Source organism: Lysinibacillus sp. NPDC097162 (assembly GCF_044762185.1).
Lineage (GTDB): Bacteria > Bacillota > Bacilli > Bacillales_A > Planococcaceae > Lysinibacillus.
The window spans coordinates 602,064-618,999 of sequence record NZ_JBIWDT010000001.1 but is presented as its reverse complement, the minus strand read 5'-3'; the positions used below and the strand labels follow the sequence as shown (position 1 = coordinate 618,999).

Genomic DNA, 16,936 nt, shown 5'->3' with positions numbered 1-16,936 from the left:
AAAAAAATCATTTTAAGATGGTAGCCACGCTTATAAAAATCTACAATTTATTGTTCAGTTACGTATCTCGCAAACAATGACAAAATTACAGAAAATGTACTATTGCCAAATTTCATCTGCAACTTCTTTCACAAAGCGAAGTTTTTGCCATTGTTGTTCTTCCGTTAAAATATTGCCTTCTTCTGTCGATGAAAAACCGCATTGTGGACTTAAACAAAGCTGGTCAAGGGGTACATATGTTGCTGCCACTTGAATACGTGCTTTTATTTTTTCTTTGTCTTCTAATTCACCTGACTTAGAAGTGATTAAGCCCAATACAACTTTTAGATCTTTGCGTTTTACATATTTTAATGGTTCAAAATTCCCTGAACGTTCATCGTCAAATTCTAAGAATAAACCATCAACATCTAAACCTCCGAATATTACTTCAGAAGCATAATCATACCCGCCACTAGAGAAATAGTTAGATTTATAGTTCCCTCGACAAATATGCATTGTAATCACTAAATCCTCTGGTTTATGCGCAATGGATTCATTAATCATGCGTTGTAAGACTTTTAATTCTTCCGCTGGTTCTAATCCACGATTACGTAGCTTATTGTGCCCTTCTTCTGAGAAAAAATCTGCCCATGCCGTGTCATCTAGCTGTAAGTAGCGGCAACCAGCGTCATAAAATGCTTTGATTGCTTTTTGATAAGCTTGAATTGTATCTTGTTGGAATTTTTCTCGATCTTCATATTTTTCAAATTCGATATCAGCACGGCATAAAAGCATATTTGGGCTCGGAATCGTTTGTTTTGCTAATGCGTCACCAGCATGCTCTTTTAAAAACTTGAAATGCTTTACAAATGGATGTGTAGAAAAATCAATATCTCCAACTACACGAATACCACCTTTACGAGTCTCCATTTTATGGAACTGTAACCCCGTTTCTTTTGCATATAACTCTACACCATCAAGACCACCTAAAAAGTCAAAATGCCACCAGCTTCTGCGAAATTCGCCGTCTGTTACACCGATGACACCACTTTCTTTTTGCTTTTCAATAATGCGGATAATCTCGTCATTCTCTATATCCGTTAATTCGTCAAATGAAATTGAGCCCGATTTATATTGTTCACGCGCCTGTATTAAATTTGCAGGGCGCAATAGGCTACCTACATGATCATAACGAAATGGTGAAGTTGCAATTTTGATTGTCATAAGTTGTATCCCCTTTAATCTGTAATGTAAGGAAAGTGTAACACGATTAAATTGGTAGCCTATAACACATATAAAATATCCTTAGCTATAGCTTTAAGCTATAGCTGACCTCGCTCTTCTTCAATTGTTTCTTTTAAATACTCAATATAAATAGTTGCCAATGGGCTATTTTTGACGTTTTTATGGGTGATATATCCTACTGTAATCCGCTCCTCTACATGTAAAGGTACTGAAACAATTTCCTTACTATTTAGTTCATGACTAATCACCCCTGTAGAAATTGTATATCCATTTAAACCGATCAATAAATTAAAGAGTGTAGCCCGATCACTTACGCGTATGTTTTTAGGTCTAGAAATTGTACTTAAAATTTCCTCCGAAAAATAGAAAGAATTATAGTCCCCTTGTTCGAAGGAAAGATACGGGTACGGCTTTAAATCTGATAATGTCACAAATTCCTTTTTGGCGAGTGGATTTTGCGAACTAATAAATACATGTGGTTTTGCTTCAAATAGCTCATGGAAAATAAGATTACCTTCCCTAAGAAATTTATGAATCACTTTTTGATTGAAATCATTGACGTATAAAATGCCAATTTCACTATGTAGATTTTTCACATCTTCGATAATCTCATAGGTCTTCGTTTCTCGTAACGTGAATTCGTATTCATCTCTGTTGTATTCTTTTAACAGACGTACAAAGGCACTTACTGCAAACGCATAATGTTGCGCTGATACCGAGAAGTGTTGTTGTGATGGTTGATTACTTGAATAACGATTTTCTAATAAAGCGGCCTGTTCAACTACTTGCCTTGCATAACCTAGAAACTCTAATCCTTCCGGTGTCATTACAATTCCTCTATTGGTTCTCATAAAAATAATAATGCCGATTTCATTTTCTAACTCTTTTAGTGCGTTCGAAAGGCTTGGCTGACTAATAAATAATTTTTGTGCAGCCTTACTAATTGAACGACTCCTTGCGACCTCAATCACATATTTTAATTGTTGTAATGTCATGAATTTATACCTCTTTCTTAAAAGCACTTAAAATAAAAAAAACGAATATATAGCTCCATGTGCTGATTCAACACAAAATCATTGTACATCACTACTCCGAAATTGGCGGCAATTTTATAAAGTCTATCCTACGTTATAACTCACATAAGAATGAGCCAAGTCAGAACTTTCACTATTGTCTAAGTGCAAAAAGAAAGACCTAAGCATGGTATAATACCTTACTTAGGTCTCCCGCTATATTGCTTGTCTATAAAAGAATCTGTAGCAAATTCATTTTTCGCTATTTTAATGTAACACTGCTGTCTTGAAAAAATTTATCCATCGCTTCATCTGAAAAATCCGAAACGGTTTTGTAAAAATATTGTGGATTTCGATCCTTATCAATCACAACTGACCTTACACCCTCATAGAAGTCTTCATGCTTCAAAAAGTTTTTTGCCAAAATAAAATCCGTGGCAAAGCATTCTTCTACTGATTGATTTACCCCATCTATTAATTGCTTTAACGTAATTTTCAATGATGATGGTGATTTAGACAAAAGCAATTGCTTCGTTTCTAAAGCAAAATTGCTCGAATCATTGTCTAACGATTGGAAAATGTCCGTTATTGAATTTTGTGAAAAATGTTCATCAACAGCACATTGTATAGCAGCAAGTTTCCCATTTTCCAATGGACGACTTGTATATTCAGCTACTAGCTTGTTTAAAGTCTCAAGTACTTCTTGCCCATGCCAGTCTGTCTGTTCCACGCGTGATAGGAATTCAAGTAGTTGTTTACTTTCCATAAAATAATCTGCAGCATTTGCAAATAAGATGTCCTCTGATTGAATAACAGCGGCTGTTAACGCTAAATAACGACCTAAAAACCCTGGTGCTTTATTTAAGAAATAGGCTGCTCCAACATCAGGAAAGAAACCGATATCCGTTTCTGGCATAGCCCATTTTGTACGTTCCGTTACAACACGGTGACTGGCACCATAAGTTAAACCCACTCCGCCTCCCATAACGATACCGTCTAAACAGGCGATAATCGGTTTTGAATAGTTATAGATAGCCAGATCTACTTGATACTCTACTTCGAAAAAAGTTTCAGCCTTTTCCAACGCCTCCGGACTGGAACATGCCTGATAGAGCATTTTAATATCCCCTCCGGCACAAAAACCTTTACTTCCCTCACCCTTTAAGACGACGATATGAACTTCTTCGTTTGCTTCCCATTCTTTTAACTTTTCACCAATCGGTTTCAGCATCTCATAGGAAAGGGAATTTAAAGCTAGCGGACGGTTTAGCACAATATTTGCCACCCCTCCATCACTAACAGAAAATAATACTTCGTTTTCCATGCTAAATTCCTCCCTTAAAAATGTTTAAAATGTGGTTGTCTTTTGTCAACAAATGCCTGTACACCTTCTTTTGCGTCTTCCGTTAAAAACAGTTCTGCAAAAAGCTCTCGTTCCTTTTTAAGCCCTGCTTCAAGATTTTCTTTCGTCCCTTGCATCACACAGTCGATTGTACGTGATACACTCGTCATACTTTTTCCTTCAATAAAAGATTGAGCAACATCCTTTGCCGTTGCTAGCAGCTCTTCAGATTCCGTTATCATTTCGATAATGCCTAGCTGCATCGCTTCCTCGGCATTTAATTGTTTGCTAGTTACTATTAATTGCAAAGCCTTTGCTCTACCAGTTATGCTCGTAAGCCGTTGTGTACCACCAAACGTAGGAAGTAACCCTGCTTTAATTCAGGTAAACCTAGAATTGCCTTATTCGATGCGATTCGGAAATGACAACCTAAAGCTAGTTCTAACCCACCACCAAGGGCAGGTCCATTAATAGCTGCAATAACAGGCTTTTTCATAGCTTCAATTTCATTACATAGTGCTTGTCCTGCTTCAGCCATTTTCAATGCAGCTTCCCGCTGTCCAAAGGCATCAACAAATTCCTTAATATCTGCACCTGCTACAAAAAATCTACCGAAACCTGTCAGAATAATGGCCATCGTTTCTTTATCTTCCGATAACTCTTGAAAAATAGAACGCAAATTTTCAATACAAGCTGATGATAAAGTATTTGCCGGAGGATTATTCACATGAACTATAGTAAGGAAACCCTCTTTTCTTACATTTGCCAACGTATCAATCATATTCTTGCCCTCCTATTTGCTCGATTTTAGTAACAAACGATAGTTTATTAGTCTATTTCATGCTTTTCATAAAAAAGATTTCGGATTGTTGAGGATTATTTTCGCAATTTCTCTTTTCTTCATAAAAAGATTCTGATAAATCGGTATGGACTGAGCACGGATTTCATCTATCCATGTTTTTCTTTTTTCCTCATCTGCTTCAGCGGCTGAAATGATTTCGATTGCATATCCTTCGATTTTGCGATAACCTTCCTCACATAAGACATCTGTCATCAACCATTTTAATCGTTCACCCTCACCATTCTTTTGTCCGCTAACCTTTTCTGTTCTCAACAAAGATGTTTCTATCACATAGAACTCCTTTACCATGTCAGCCAGCAGTCGCATGTATTCCTGCTCAAGTTCCAAATTAATGGAAGCATTTGAAATTGCATGCCATGTCCTTTTCAATAAATATTCGGACCGTTGAATGTAGTGTTGATTTCTTGCAGATTGTCGCTCATTAGATGTGAAATTTTCGAAGGAATTTGCTTGTGCATACCTTTTTGCTACAATTTTAGAAATGGTTAAGCGATTAATTTCATTTGTCCCTTCAAAAATACGACTAATCCTAGCATCTCGGTATAATCGCTCCACTTGATACTCCTGCATATACCCATACCCGCCATGTATTTGCACAGCTTCATCTACAATGAACCCAAGTATTTCAGAGCAATTCACTTTATTAAGTGCGCATTCCATAGCAAAGTCTGATATTTTTTTGATTATTGTCTCCTGATTTGCTGAGTCAATAGCATTATCTATGTCTCCTGCTGTCCTATAAGCAGCGCTTTCTGCACCATATATCGCAACAGCCATGTTTGCCAGCTTCTCCTGAATCATCGTAAAATGAACGATAGACGAATCAAATTGTTTACGTTCTTTCCCGTAATTCATAGCAAGCTGAAGTGCTTGTTTTGATGTGCCAATATTTGAGAATGCTAGTTTAAGGCGTGCCAAATTTAGTACATTCATTGCAACCTTGTGACCTTTTCCAACTTCCCCAAGTACATTTTTATTAGGTACTGCAACGTTTTCTAAAATAAGGGTAGCGGTAGAAGAACCTTTTATGCCCATTTTCTCTTCTTCTTTACCTATTGATACACCTTTATAAGTCCGTTCCACAATAAATGCTGTCATTCCCCCGTCAGTTTTAGCAAAGACAACAAAGACATCAGCCAACTGAGCATTGGTAATCCATTGTTTCTCTCCATTTAGCAACCACATCGTCCCGTCCTCATTCAATACAGCGTTCGTTCTCGGACGAAGTGCATCAGAGCCAGCATCTGATTCTGTCAATGCATACGCACCAATCCATTCCCCTGATGCTAATTTTGGCAAGTATTGCTTCTTTTGCGCCTCATCACCAAAATATAAATATGGTAATGTACCAACACCTGCATGAATATTATAGGAGACACTAAATGAGCCACCAAACCCTATTTTCTCCGCAACTAGTCCTGAAATTTTCTTATTTAGCGCGAAACCTCCATACTTTTCAGGCACTTCAATAGCAAGTAAGCCGATGTCACCTGCTTTTTGAAATAATCTACGGGTCACATCATACTGGTGCTTCTCAATAAGTGCCATATTAGGTGTAACATCATTTTTTATGAACAACTCTGCCGTTTTTGCGATGAGTGCTTCATCATCGCAAAAATCTTCTGGTGTAAAAATATTAGCCATGCTTTCCTCATTCATAACCTTGTCATCTATTTTTCCCATACTAGCCCCCCTTGTGTTAAGAAAGATGTAGGAGAAAAGTAGATTACTTTTCTCCTGTGCACTATCCTTTTATCTCCTCTTTAGGCAAGATCGTTTTAGCCAGCTCATTATCCAAATCTTCAAATTTGTAATAAGAAATCGTTTCATATAATTCACTTCTCGTTTGCATATCCTCAATAGCTTCTTTTTGAGTTCCTGTATTTTTTATTAATTCAAATACTCGCTCATAAGCTTTTGCCGCTACTCTCATGGAAGTAACAGGGTAGATGACCATCGCATACCCCATTTTTTCAAACTCTTTAGCTGTATAATACGGTGTTTGACCAAATTCCGTCATATTCGCTAATAATGGTGCAGTTACTTCATTGGCAAAATGTTTAAACTCTTTTTCGTTTTGTAATGCTTCTGGAAAAATTGCATCAGCACCAGCTGCTATATACGCTTTTGCTCGTATGATAGCCTGTTCTAAACCTTCCACAGATCTTGCATCTGTCCGAGCAATAATGACTAAGGTAGGGGCTATTTGTTTAATGGTTTTAATTTTTTGTATCATGTCATCTTGAGATACAAGCATTTTTCCATTTAAATGGCCACATTTTTTCGGTAAATTTTGATCTTCCAGCTGCACCGCGGCAACTCCTGCTTCAACCATTTCACGAGCAGTTCGTGCGACATTTAATACACCACCAAAACCTGTATCAATATCCACAAGCATTGGGACATTAGTAGCTCGGATAATATTGCTTGCACAATGGGCTACTTCATTCGAATAAATCATTCCTAAATCAGGTAAGCCTCGACTCGCTGTATAAGCAGCTCCAGATAGATATAATGCCTCGAAGCCTGCTTTTTTAGCCATTAAACCTGCCATGGCATCATGCGCACCAGGTATTTGTAAAATATCTTTTCGAGCAATTAATGCTCGAAATTGCTCAGCCATTTGTTTTTGCGAAACAGTTTCATTGACAATCCACGCCATCTACCAATACCTCCCTTCTCTCGTTAAACAAATAAATTGACAAATTCGTTAACATCGCTATTTTCAACAAGCTCTTTATCAGAACAGATACGATTTATTTCGTTCAATTGTTTTTGAGAAAAATGTGTACTAATGTTTTGCTGAAATTTATCAATAATTTGAGGGAATGCTTCCTCACGACGGAAACGGTGCCCTAACGGGTATTCACATTCCACTAACTCAGACATTGAACCGTCTTTATAATAAACTTGCACAGCATTGGCTATCGAGCGTTTTTCAGGGTCTAGATAATCGATTGTATATTGTGATTTTTCTACGACGACCATTTTATTTCTCAAGTCATCAATTCGTGGATCTGCCGCTACGTTATCCTCATAATGGTCTGCCGTAATATCACCATAGATAAGTCCAATTGCTGTAATGTATTGAATGCAGTGATCACGGTCTGCTGGATTATTAAGAGGTCCCTCCTTATCAATAATTCGTATCGCGGATTCATGTGTTGTAATTTGAATGCGCTCAATGTCATGTAAACGATTTTTCACTTCATGATGTAAATGCACGGCACATTCTGCAGCAGTTTGCGCATGAAATTCAGCTGGAAAAGAAACTTTAAATAGAACATTTTCCATCACATAAGAATCCAGTGTTCTTGCAAGCTTTAAGTCTTGTTTATTGAAGAGTACATCTTGAAAGCCCCAGCCAGGCGCAGATAATGCTGTCGCATACCCCATTTCCCCTTTCACAGCCATCATCGCTAGTTGGACTGCCCTACTTGTTGCATCTCCCGCTGCCCATGATTTTCTAGAGCCTGTATTCGGTGCATGGCGGTATGTTCGTAAGCTTGAATTATCAATCCAAGCATTTGATAAAGCATTAATCATTTCTTCACGAGTTCCTCCTAATGCTTTGGTAACTACCGCTGTCGATGCAATTTTGACAAATAAAACATGATCCAATCCAACACGATTCAGACTATTCTCCAATGCGAGTATCCCTTGAATTTCATGGGCTTTTATCATCATTTCTAATACTTCTTTGATTTTAAGTGGCTCTTTCCCTTCGGCAATTCGTGTACGACTCAAATAATCTGCCACTGCTAATATGCCACCTAAATTATCAGAAGGATGTCCCCATTCTGCAGCAAGCCATGTGTCATTGTAATCTAACCAGCGAATCATACATCCTATATTGAAGGCCCCTCTTACGGGATCGAGAACATAAGAAGTTCCTGGAACACGTGTACCATTTGGAACGACAGTGCCAGCAACTACTGGTCCAAGGAGTTTTGTACATTCTGGGTACTGTAAGGCCAAAATGCCGCAACCTAAAGTATCTAATAAAACATAGCGAGCCGTTTCATAAGCTTCTTCACTTGTAATCGTAGTATTTAATACATAATCAGCAATATCCGTAAGTAATTGATCTGTCTTAGATATGTCATTTGTTTTAATCATCTATATCTTCCTTTCAAGTCATGAATTTGATATACTAGTATACTGATGGGCATTGGTCAGAATACCCATCAGTTCTATGGCGAGTTGTTAATACTTGACTATACCGACAATTCTTCAAGGTTATGACGCTCGCCAATATAATGAACACGAGGTCTAAATAATCGATTATTATCATGCTGTTCAATCACATGAGCACACAGGCCAATCGTTCGTGAACCGAAAAAGATAGGTGTATAGATTTCAATAGGCAAGCCTAGCATGTAGTATACTGGTGCTGCATAATAATCTAAATTTGGATATAATCCTTTTTCCTGTACCATCACTTTTTCGCCAGCTTCACACATGTGATATAAACGGTCATCACCTTGCTCCAAACATAATTTATACAAAGCCTCTTTCATTATTTGTGCTCTTGGGTCCATCTTTTTCATATAGACACGGTGACCAAAGCCCATAATTTTTTCTTTATTTTGTAGTTTACTTTTTAGTAAGTTTTCAAAGCCTTCTACTGTTTTAGCTTCAAGCAGCATATACATCACTGCTTCATTTGCCCCACCATGCAAATTCCCTTTCAATGAAGCGACAGCTCCCGTTAAGGCACCATACAAATCTGATTGCGTAGAGGCGATAACACGAGCCGTAAACGTTGAATTCGGCATCTCATGTTCGCTATATAACACGAGCGACTGATCAAAAATCTCCTCTTCTAACGCCGTTGGTTTTCTGCCAGTAATCATGTAATAAAAATTGGCACTATAAGAAAGTTCGCTATCTGGCTTGACCACATCTTGGCCGTTTAAGACGCGATAGCTATTCGCGACGATGTTAGGCATACCGCCTAAAAGTCTATAAGCCCGCGTCAAATTCATTTCAGTCGAACGATCATTGATGTGCTGATCATAGCCTGCTAGAACAGAGATTCCAGTTCTTAACCCATCCATTGCATGTGTTCCATTAGGCAAGAGTTTAAAAATTTGAAAGATATCTTGTGGTACCTGATAGTAGGATTTCAACCTATCCTGCAAATCAGCCTGTTGCCCGGTAGTTGGTATTTCTCCATGCAACAATAAATGGACAATGTCTAAATACGAATACCTTTGTGATAACGCAATTAAGTCATAGCCTCGTATTACAATTTGACTCCCGATAGTGTCTAAAAATGATAGCTTTGTTTCAGCAGCAATAATTCCATCAAGACCTGGTGAATACGTTAACTCCATCAATGACAGCCCCTTTGTTTAATTATTCTTGTAAGCGTTACCATTCGTGCACAAAAGAACAACAAAAAAACAACTTCTACCCCTTTAGAAGTTGTTAACCGACAAAAGCATGACAGCCCAAAAAAACTGTGAATTTACAGTTGAATTCACAAAAATCATGCAGTAGCTAACACCTCCCTATCCTCGTAGGTAAATTGATGCGTTATTCAGTGGCAGGTCTCCTGACTTATGATCAACGTTAAATAACCCCTTCCCATTTTGACAATCAAAACAGTGGTATTGTTATGTAACTCCTAAATACAGTTGCGGGACAGTGTTGGAATCTCACCAACTTCCCTTTTAATCAAATGAAAAAATTCATTTAAACCACCAAAATTTAGCATATTCAATTTGTCTTTCAACCTTAACATAGAGACTTATAAACAATCAATATAGCTAAAATTCAGAAAAAACAAATAATGGAAAGCTATTTTCCATCATTAATGAACTATTTTTCTTTTTTCAGCACTATTCCGTATAAAAAAGTTTTAAAAACACCTTTACTGATTCTATTATCTTCATAGATGCCCATTATTCTAGCACCCATTGTTTTTTTCCCGATATCTCTTCTTAAAAATGCCTCTCATACAATCTTGTCTACAGCCTTCTATATGAATTTTTCTTTTTTCTTTAAACAAATAATCATACAGCTATAGATGTCCTTAGCCGTTTTTCCTTCTATTTAATATCACCTAACCTTTAAACCGAAAAAGCCATCTGACATTAATTAAAAATTAACATCAGATGGCTTCTTATCGTCTTTGTTAGAAGTCTAGTCGATTGTGGAACAGATTGTGCACTTAAAGCAAGTAACACACTTTTAGTTGCTATTCTCTTAATATTTTGCCGCTTCAGAAGATGGATTTAAAATGTCTTTTACTTGGTCTTCTGTTACTTCATAATTGTAGAATTTAGCGTAGTAATTTTGAATTTCTTCGGTCATATTATAGTCAAATATTTCTGGATGGTTGTGCTGCGCCATCCATTTTAACATAAGGGGTGCATCTCCATTCGGTGGATACCAGCGATAAATACCAAGTGGCACTTTGTACACTTGTTTGTTTTTTACTGCTTTTATCTGACTCCAATCTTGTCCACTAATCGTGTTATTGATTAAATCTATTGGCTGTGTTTCGGTAAAGTTCGTAATGTAGATAATTTCTGGATCCCAATTATATATTTGTTCCATATTAACTGCTTTAATGCCTTGAATATCCTTTTCTGCTACATCGATACCACCCGTAGCTTTAATCCATCGATTGCCATGCATATTCGAGCCTGCTACCGATATTTCTTTATCGTTATGGTATTGAAGAATCATTACTTTAGGCATATCTTCTTTTTGTACATTTGCTAGTTTTTCATTTATTTCTTGTTGATTCTTTTTACCTTCTTGAATGATTTGGTCAGGTCGATCCGTTGTGCCTGTAATTTCACCAGTTAATGTTAACCATCGGTTCAAAATTTCTAATGGATCATCAGAATCTGTTGTTGCTTTCAGTGCTACTGTCGGAACCCCTGCTTCTTCTAATTTATTAATGGATTTTTCATCCGAAGCAATTTCAAAATAGACTTCAGGATTAACCTTCATCAATTCTTCAATATTCACTTCCCCATTTTGAATAAAAGAGGTATCTGCTTTTAATACATCAGGTGAAATATCTTTTAAGATGGAATGAGAAGCTGCATTATATGAGTTTGGATGCATCCCAACAATCTCTTTTGTTGAATTAGTGGCAATATACCAAGTAGAGAAATATGGTAAAATACCTCCTACTACAACACGATCAGGATTCAATGGGATTGTTACATCTCGATTTAGCTCGTCCTTAATAATCGTCTCTTCTGTCGTTTCCATTGTTTCATTTGATGTAGCTTTATGTGCGTTGTCTGACTGATTACATCCAACTAATAACACAGAAATTGCTAAAGCTGATAATGGGTATTTCCAATGCATTTGTTAAACACTCCTAAAATAATTTAATTGATAATGATTATCAATATCAATTAATACTTTACATGATATTAGCACGATGAGTCAACACTTTTCGACAATTATTTTAATATTCATGCCAAAACATAAATATTTATTCAGTCCATATTGCTAATGGCAAACAAGAAAAAGCCCACTTGGGTGATGGATGAGTGTCAAAGACATGTACTCATAATCACGCAGTAGGGCACTATTTAATCACGATAATTATCTTCTTAACACTACATACTCGAGGAGACTTGGTCCCCTCGAGTGAAATTGATGCATCGTTTACTTTCACTTCAATCCGTTTGCACTTATGAACGAAGTTGTGATGCTGTTGGAATAAATGACTCGACAATGGCAGCTAAAGCTTGAATGGTATCATAGCTATCACCTGGAAACTCCGATTGGGCAAATTCTACTTGAAGTTCCTCACATAATCTATGACATTCATATCCGACTTCAAAATAGGACTCAATATCCGCTGAAAGGGAAAGGAGCTCACAAGTGACGATACCTTGAGCACCCTCGCCTTGTAATGAATTAATTTTATCTTTTACATTTGGACCTAGCCAGTCACCTTTCCCATGACCGCTTCGATATGTAATATGCCAGTTATCAATTTGAACTGCTTTTGAAATGGCTTCGGCTAATTCGGCAAACTGACGTACATAGTTTTCGTTTTTTTCGGGATCAATTGGTTGACTATGGACGGTATATAAAACATGCGTCTGTGCTCGTTTTTCAACTGGAATCCATTCAAATGCACGTTGAACACGATCTTTATATACAGCAAGTAATTCATCGTTTAAATGCCAATTTTTCGCATGAATGACCTTAACGTCATGAGAAGCTAATAACGTACTAACTTCATCATGAAACGCTGCAGCACCTGTAGACATAATCGGATTTACAGGTAGCGTAATAAAGGTTGTAATACCATCTTCAAGCATTGTGTCAACAACATCTGGAATATAAGGTTCTGTATGTTTGTATGCATTATATACTTTTACAGGCTGTGTTAAGCGATTCTGTAAAGAATGTTCCAGCCCTTTAGCAATACGCCCCGTATTTGCTGCTAATGGATCAACACCGCCTAATTTTTTAAATTGTGCCGTAACGTTTTCAATCACATGAGGTGGTGGTGTTTTACCTTTCATTATATGTGTAAAATAAGGTGTTACATCGTCTAAAGATTTCGGTGCGCCATAAGCGTAATAAATTATACCAATCATATTTTAAATCTCCTTTTCTTCATTATAATAAGTTAATTTTTATGGGTGTTGTAGTCGCTTCATATTTCTTCCCGAAACATGAGCTTTCATCATTTGCAAGAACTTGAGCACAATTTTACTGGGGTAAAGATTGGATTTCCATCTTGCATATAAATTTCAGCATCAATTTCAAAAATTGTTTGAAACATTTCTTTACATAATACACAATGTGGTGAATCGTCGTAATGTATTTTTCCTTTCTTTAGTACAATCAGCCGTTCACTATTTTGTGCAGCTTGGTTAATATCATGTAACACCATAATAACGGTCATATTGTATTTATGATTTAACTCTTTTACAAGCTCCATCACTTCTAATTGATGTGCAATATCTAGATATGTTGTTGGTTCATCTAGCAGTAACACTTTAGGATGCTGTGCTACAGTCATTGCAATCCAAGCACGTTGCCGTTCACCTCCAGACATCGAAGGCAGTACACGATTTTGCAAGTCTTTCAATCCAGTTACATCAATCGCCCAATCGACAATTTCTTTATCCTCTTTTGACAGGACCGTCTTCCCTCCGCTATGCGGATGACGCCCAAACTCTACTAACTCGCGCACTGTTAAATCTAATTGATGACTATTCATTTGCGGGAGCATCGTTAGTGTTTTAGCCACTTCTTTCGACTTCATTTCATGAATGTTTCGTTCATCTAAAAATACTGTACCACTATTTGGTTTTAAAAGACGTGAAATCACACGTAATAATGTTGATTTCCCCGAGCCATTTGGACCTATTAAACTAACAACTTCTCCTTCATTGATCTTCAAGGTAATATCATCTAACTTGAACTTGGTGAACTCATGTTGATATTGAATGTGCTCAGTTCGTAGCAATGGAATTCCCCTTTCTATGAATTAAATAAAGGAAATACGGCCCACCAATAAATGCTAGTAAAATGCCAACAGGAAACTCAATAGGATCAAATACTGTTCTCGCAATTGTATCAGCGAAAACAACAAGTAAGCCACCAGCTAAAGCTGAAGTAGGTAGTAAATATTTATGATCTCCACCGATAATTAGTCGTAAAATATGCGGTACAACCAAACCGACAAACCCAATTAATCCGGCAACACTTACTGCTATTCCTGCTAATAGCGTACTTAATGCAATTAAAAAGAATCGACTTCGTTCAACATTGTGCCCTAAAAGGCTTGCCATTTCATCTCCTAGACGCATAATACGAATATGTTTAATTGCATAAAAGGATAATACAATTGCTACAAGAACATAGTAAATAATCATTTTAAATTGCACCCAACCAACACCTGTCAAACCACCAGACAACCATGGCAGGACAGATTGTACACGATCGCTATACAAAATCATAAGTGCATTTGTTCCTGCACCACAAAGTGCATTAATGGCTACCCCTACTAAAATAATTCGCATTGGGGATGTACCACCCTTTTTCACCGATAAAGAATACACTATCATTGCGGCGACAAAGGCACCTAAAAAAGCTGCAATAGGTAAATATATGATATAGCCAGGAAAAACAACCATTACTGCCACCGCCATAATTCCAGCGCCGGAAGTAATTCCAATTACCCCTGGGTCAGCTAATGGATTTTGCATGACACCTTGTAAAATCGAACCTGCAATAGCCAAACAAACGCCTATAATTATACCCGTTAGTATACGGGGCATACGGATTTCCCACACGATTCGTCGTGCCATCGTATCTTCTGAACTAAAAATTCCATTCAACACTTCACTTACCGAAAACGAAACTTGCCCGATCATAAGGCTACCAACACTCACTATAATCAACAGGATCGGTAACATAATGAGAGCCATTCTTCGTTTTTTAGCAAGAGGGTGTGCATATTTTTCCTCTTCTACTATCATTCGTCATTTCCCCGCTATAAACAATTATTTCACTGCTTCTTCTGCTGTCTTTAAAACTCCTCGCATATAGTCAATGGCTTCTACAACCTGTGTGCCAGGATTGTCAAACAATTCTGCTGGTAAAATGATAATCTGATTATTTTTTACTGCATCTAAATTTTTCCATGCCGCATTTTCTTTCAATTGTTTTTCAAATCCTTCTTTTACTGTCGCTGGATTCGCGTGCGTAATCAGCATAATTACTTTTGGGTTGCGTTCAACAATTTTCTCAACACTTAAATTTGCGTAAGTTGGAAACTTATCTGTCGCTGGTAAATCGGCTGCGATATTTTTACCACCTGCCTTATTTAAAATATCTCCGTATAACGAATTATCAAGTGCAGCTAAATATGTACCTGGTGCTCCGTAAACGATTAAAGCATCTAAAGTTGATTCTGAACTGCCTTTTGTAATCTTCTCATCTATTTGTGCAACTAACTCATCTGCTTTTGCCGTGTTATTAAATAACACGCCATACTTTGAAATCGTTTTTTTAATATCATCTACGGAATTCATGTTCAAGTAGACAATTTTCGTACCTGTAGCTTCCACCGTTGTAGCGAATTGCTGGAAGCTTGGTGGGACAATAAGTATTTCCGCATTCAATGCAGCAATCTGCTCAAATGATGGTTCATGCGGGTTACCTATCTCTTGAATAGCTTTTACATCCTCTTTCATATCGGATGTAATCGTAGGTCGACCAGTAACATTTGCACCTAACGCAAGCAAAATATCCATCATTCCTGGATTTAATGTTGCAACTGAACTCGGCGTTGCTTCAAACTCAAGCTTATTTCCAAGGTCATCTACTAATGTTACCGCCCCCCCTGTTTCAACTTGTTGTTCCATTTCTACTTTATCTGTTGAAGCATTCCCATCCGCTTGTTTACTTTCTTCTCCACATGCTGCTAATGATAATGCTAACGCACCTACTAATAGAAATTTAAACTTCTTCATGTTAACTACCAACCTTTTCTTTTTATTTGAAATGAAATTGATAATCATTCTCATACGGTTGTTTATGATTCTATTTTAAATAATAATAATTGTCAATAAACGTTTTTAATGTTGTTTTTTTAATTTTTTTATTGCATAGCCAATTAATGTATGTTTTAATTGATAATGAAAATCAATATCAATTAAAAACGTTATAAAGGGGTCATAAACATGATTACAGTTACTAACCGCTTTTTAGTAAAAAAAGGCTTTGCGAATAAAATGGCACCATTATTTATATCTGATAAAACTTTATTGAACTGGGAAGGCTTTAATAAAGTTGAAGTGAACGTTTGCTCTGAACCGGAAGATCATGATGAAATGAACGTTATGATGTTCTGGGATACAGTCGAGCAATTCAAAGCTTGGCGCGAATCTGATGACTTTAAAAATTTACACCGACGTGAAGAGATTGGTAACAAAGAAAGCAGCGAAGCATCCCCAATAATAGGTAATCGAGTTGTTATTTCTGAAATCGCCGCTACTTTAGTAAAGTAATTTCAGTATATGGATTTCTTAAAAGGCTGAAGAAGCACCAATCACAACTTTAATCTTCAAGATTACCATTACACATCAGTATAAATATAAGAATAATAACTATACGTTCTCAGACGTTTTTTCATCGAGTTTACAGGCTAGCATTCTAACTCAATTCGTTTAAGAACGCTTTTAAAATTCTCTTATAAAACTACCCACAATAGATTATTGTGGGTCCTTCTTCATAAACAACAGTTTTGACGGCCCGTTAAATTAGGCGTTTTCCTACTTTTGCAAGCTATCTTATTAGCCAAATTTTAAATTTAGAACGCTTCCCCTTCTCAGTTAAAAACAAAAAATTATCAAATTACTTATTTTTCTATAACCTATTCTGAAAAGTACTCAATTAAATTTATATGTACTTTGTGGTTGCTTTCAAACTCACAAAAATCTAAACTTTTAATCGTTTAAAAAATGCAATTCAAGTTAAAATTGAATTGCA

At 36.8% G+C, this 16,936-nt stretch carries 13 protein-coding genes, 1 pseudogene and 1 riboswitch; of the genes and pseudogenes, 1 reads left to right on the top strand and 13 read right to left on the bottom strand.

The features are described 5' to 3' along the window. Positions 1-99: 99 nt before the first annotated feature. The 13 genes and pseudogenes from ACIQXW_RS02950 to ACIQXW_RS02890 form a co-directional block, all read right to left on the bottom strand. Complete coding sequence (locus ACIQXW_RS02950; RefSeq protein WP_402759808.1) at positions 100-1,203, bottom strand: 5-methyltetrahydropteroyltriglutamate--homocysteine S-methyltransferase; 1,104 nt, start codon at positions 1,201-1,203, stop codon at positions 100-102. Between the two features lie 98 nt (positions 1,204-1,301). Next, on the bottom strand, positions 1,302-2,219 hold the full coding sequence (locus ACIQXW_RS02945; protein ID WP_402759806.1) for a LysR family transcriptional regulator: 918 nt from the start codon (positions 2,217-2,219) through the stop codon (positions 1,302-1,304). Positions 2,220-2,499: 280 nt separating this feature from the next. Then, positions 2,500-3,561 carry an enoyl-CoA hydratase/isomerase family protein gene (locus tag ACIQXW_RS02940; protein ID WP_402759805.1) on the bottom strand — a complete coding sequence of 354 codons (1,062 nt, stop codon included), beginning with the start codon at positions 3,559-3,561 and terminating at the stop codon, positions 2,500-2,502. Positions 3,562-3,575: 14 nt separating this feature from the next. Continuing rightward, a pseudogene (locus ACIQXW_RS02935) lies at positions 3,576-4,360 on the bottom strand (enoyl-CoA hydratase-related protein). Between the two features lie 66 nt (positions 4,361-4,426). Continuing rightward, the gene (locus tag ACIQXW_RS02930; RefSeq protein ID WP_402759803.1) at positions 4,427-6,124 is read right to left on the bottom strand and encodes an acyl-CoA dehydrogenase family protein; all 1,698 of its coding nucleotides are present in this window, start codon (positions 6,122-6,124) and stop codon (positions 4,427-4,429) included. Positions 6,125-6,185: 61 nt separating this feature from the next. Further along, entirely contained in the window at positions 6,186-7,103 is a 918-nt protein-coding gene (gene prpB / locus ACIQXW_RS02925; protein WP_402759801.1) for a methylisocitrate lyase, read from the bottom strand. Positions 7,104-7,126: 23 nt separating this feature from the next. Further along, the gene (gene prpD, locus ACIQXW_RS02920) at positions 7,127-8,560 is read right to left on the bottom strand and encodes a 2-methylcitrate dehydratase (protein ID WP_402759799.1); all 1,434 of its coding nucleotides are present in this window, start codon (positions 8,558-8,560) and stop codon (positions 7,127-7,129) included. 98 nt (positions 8,561-8,658) lie between these two features. After that, positions 8,659-9,780: a citrate synthase gene (gene mmgD, locus ACIQXW_RS02915; protein WP_402759797.1), complete on the bottom strand. Its 1,122-nt coding sequence runs from the start codon at positions 9,778-9,780 to the stop codon at positions 8,659-8,661. A gap of 194 nt (positions 9,781-9,974) precedes the next feature. After that, positions 9,975-10,166: riboswitch (cobalamin riboswitch) on the bottom strand. A gap of 488 nt (positions 10,167-10,654) precedes the next feature. Beyond that, positions 10,655-11,776, bottom strand: coding sequence for an ABC transporter substrate-binding protein (locus ACIQXW_RS02910; protein ID WP_402759795.1), 1,122 nt, complete (start codon positions 11,774-11,776; stop codon positions 10,655-10,657). Between the two features lie 332 nt (positions 11,777-12,108). Further along, the gene (locus tag ACIQXW_RS02905) at positions 12,109-13,029 is read right to left on the bottom strand and encodes a ferrochelatase (RefSeq protein WP_402759793.1); all 921 of its coding nucleotides are present in this window, start codon (positions 13,027-13,029) and stop codon (positions 12,109-12,111) included. 89 nt (positions 13,030-13,118) lie between these two features. After that, positions 13,119-13,907, bottom strand: a complete 789-nt coding sequence (locus ACIQXW_RS02900) for an ABC transporter ATP-binding protein (protein WP_401018838.1) — start codon at positions 13,905-13,907, stop codon at positions 13,119-13,121. Next, positions 13,894-14,922: a FecCD family ABC transporter permease gene (locus ACIQXW_RS02895; RefSeq protein ID WP_402759791.1), complete on the bottom strand. Its 1,029-nt coding sequence runs from the start codon at positions 14,920-14,922 to the stop codon at positions 13,894-13,896. Before ACIQXW_RS02895 ends, ACIQXW_RS02900 begins: the two co-directional genes overlap by 14 nt. A gap of 24 nt (positions 14,923-14,946) precedes the next feature. Next, complete coding sequence (locus ACIQXW_RS02890) at positions 14,947-15,918, bottom strand: ABC transporter substrate-binding protein (RefSeq protein ID WP_402759790.1); 972 nt, start codon at positions 15,916-15,918, stop codon at positions 14,947-14,949. A gap of 210 nt (positions 15,919-16,128) precedes the next feature. Between ACIQXW_RS02890 and ACIQXW_RS02885 the strand changes: the two genes are divergently transcribed. Further along, positions 16,129-16,455, top strand: a complete 327-nt coding sequence (locus ACIQXW_RS02885) for an antibiotic biosynthesis monooxygenase (protein ID WP_340825368.1) — start codon at positions 16,129-16,131, stop codon at positions 16,453-16,455. The last annotated feature ends 481 nt before the right edge of the window (positions 16,456-16,936 follow it).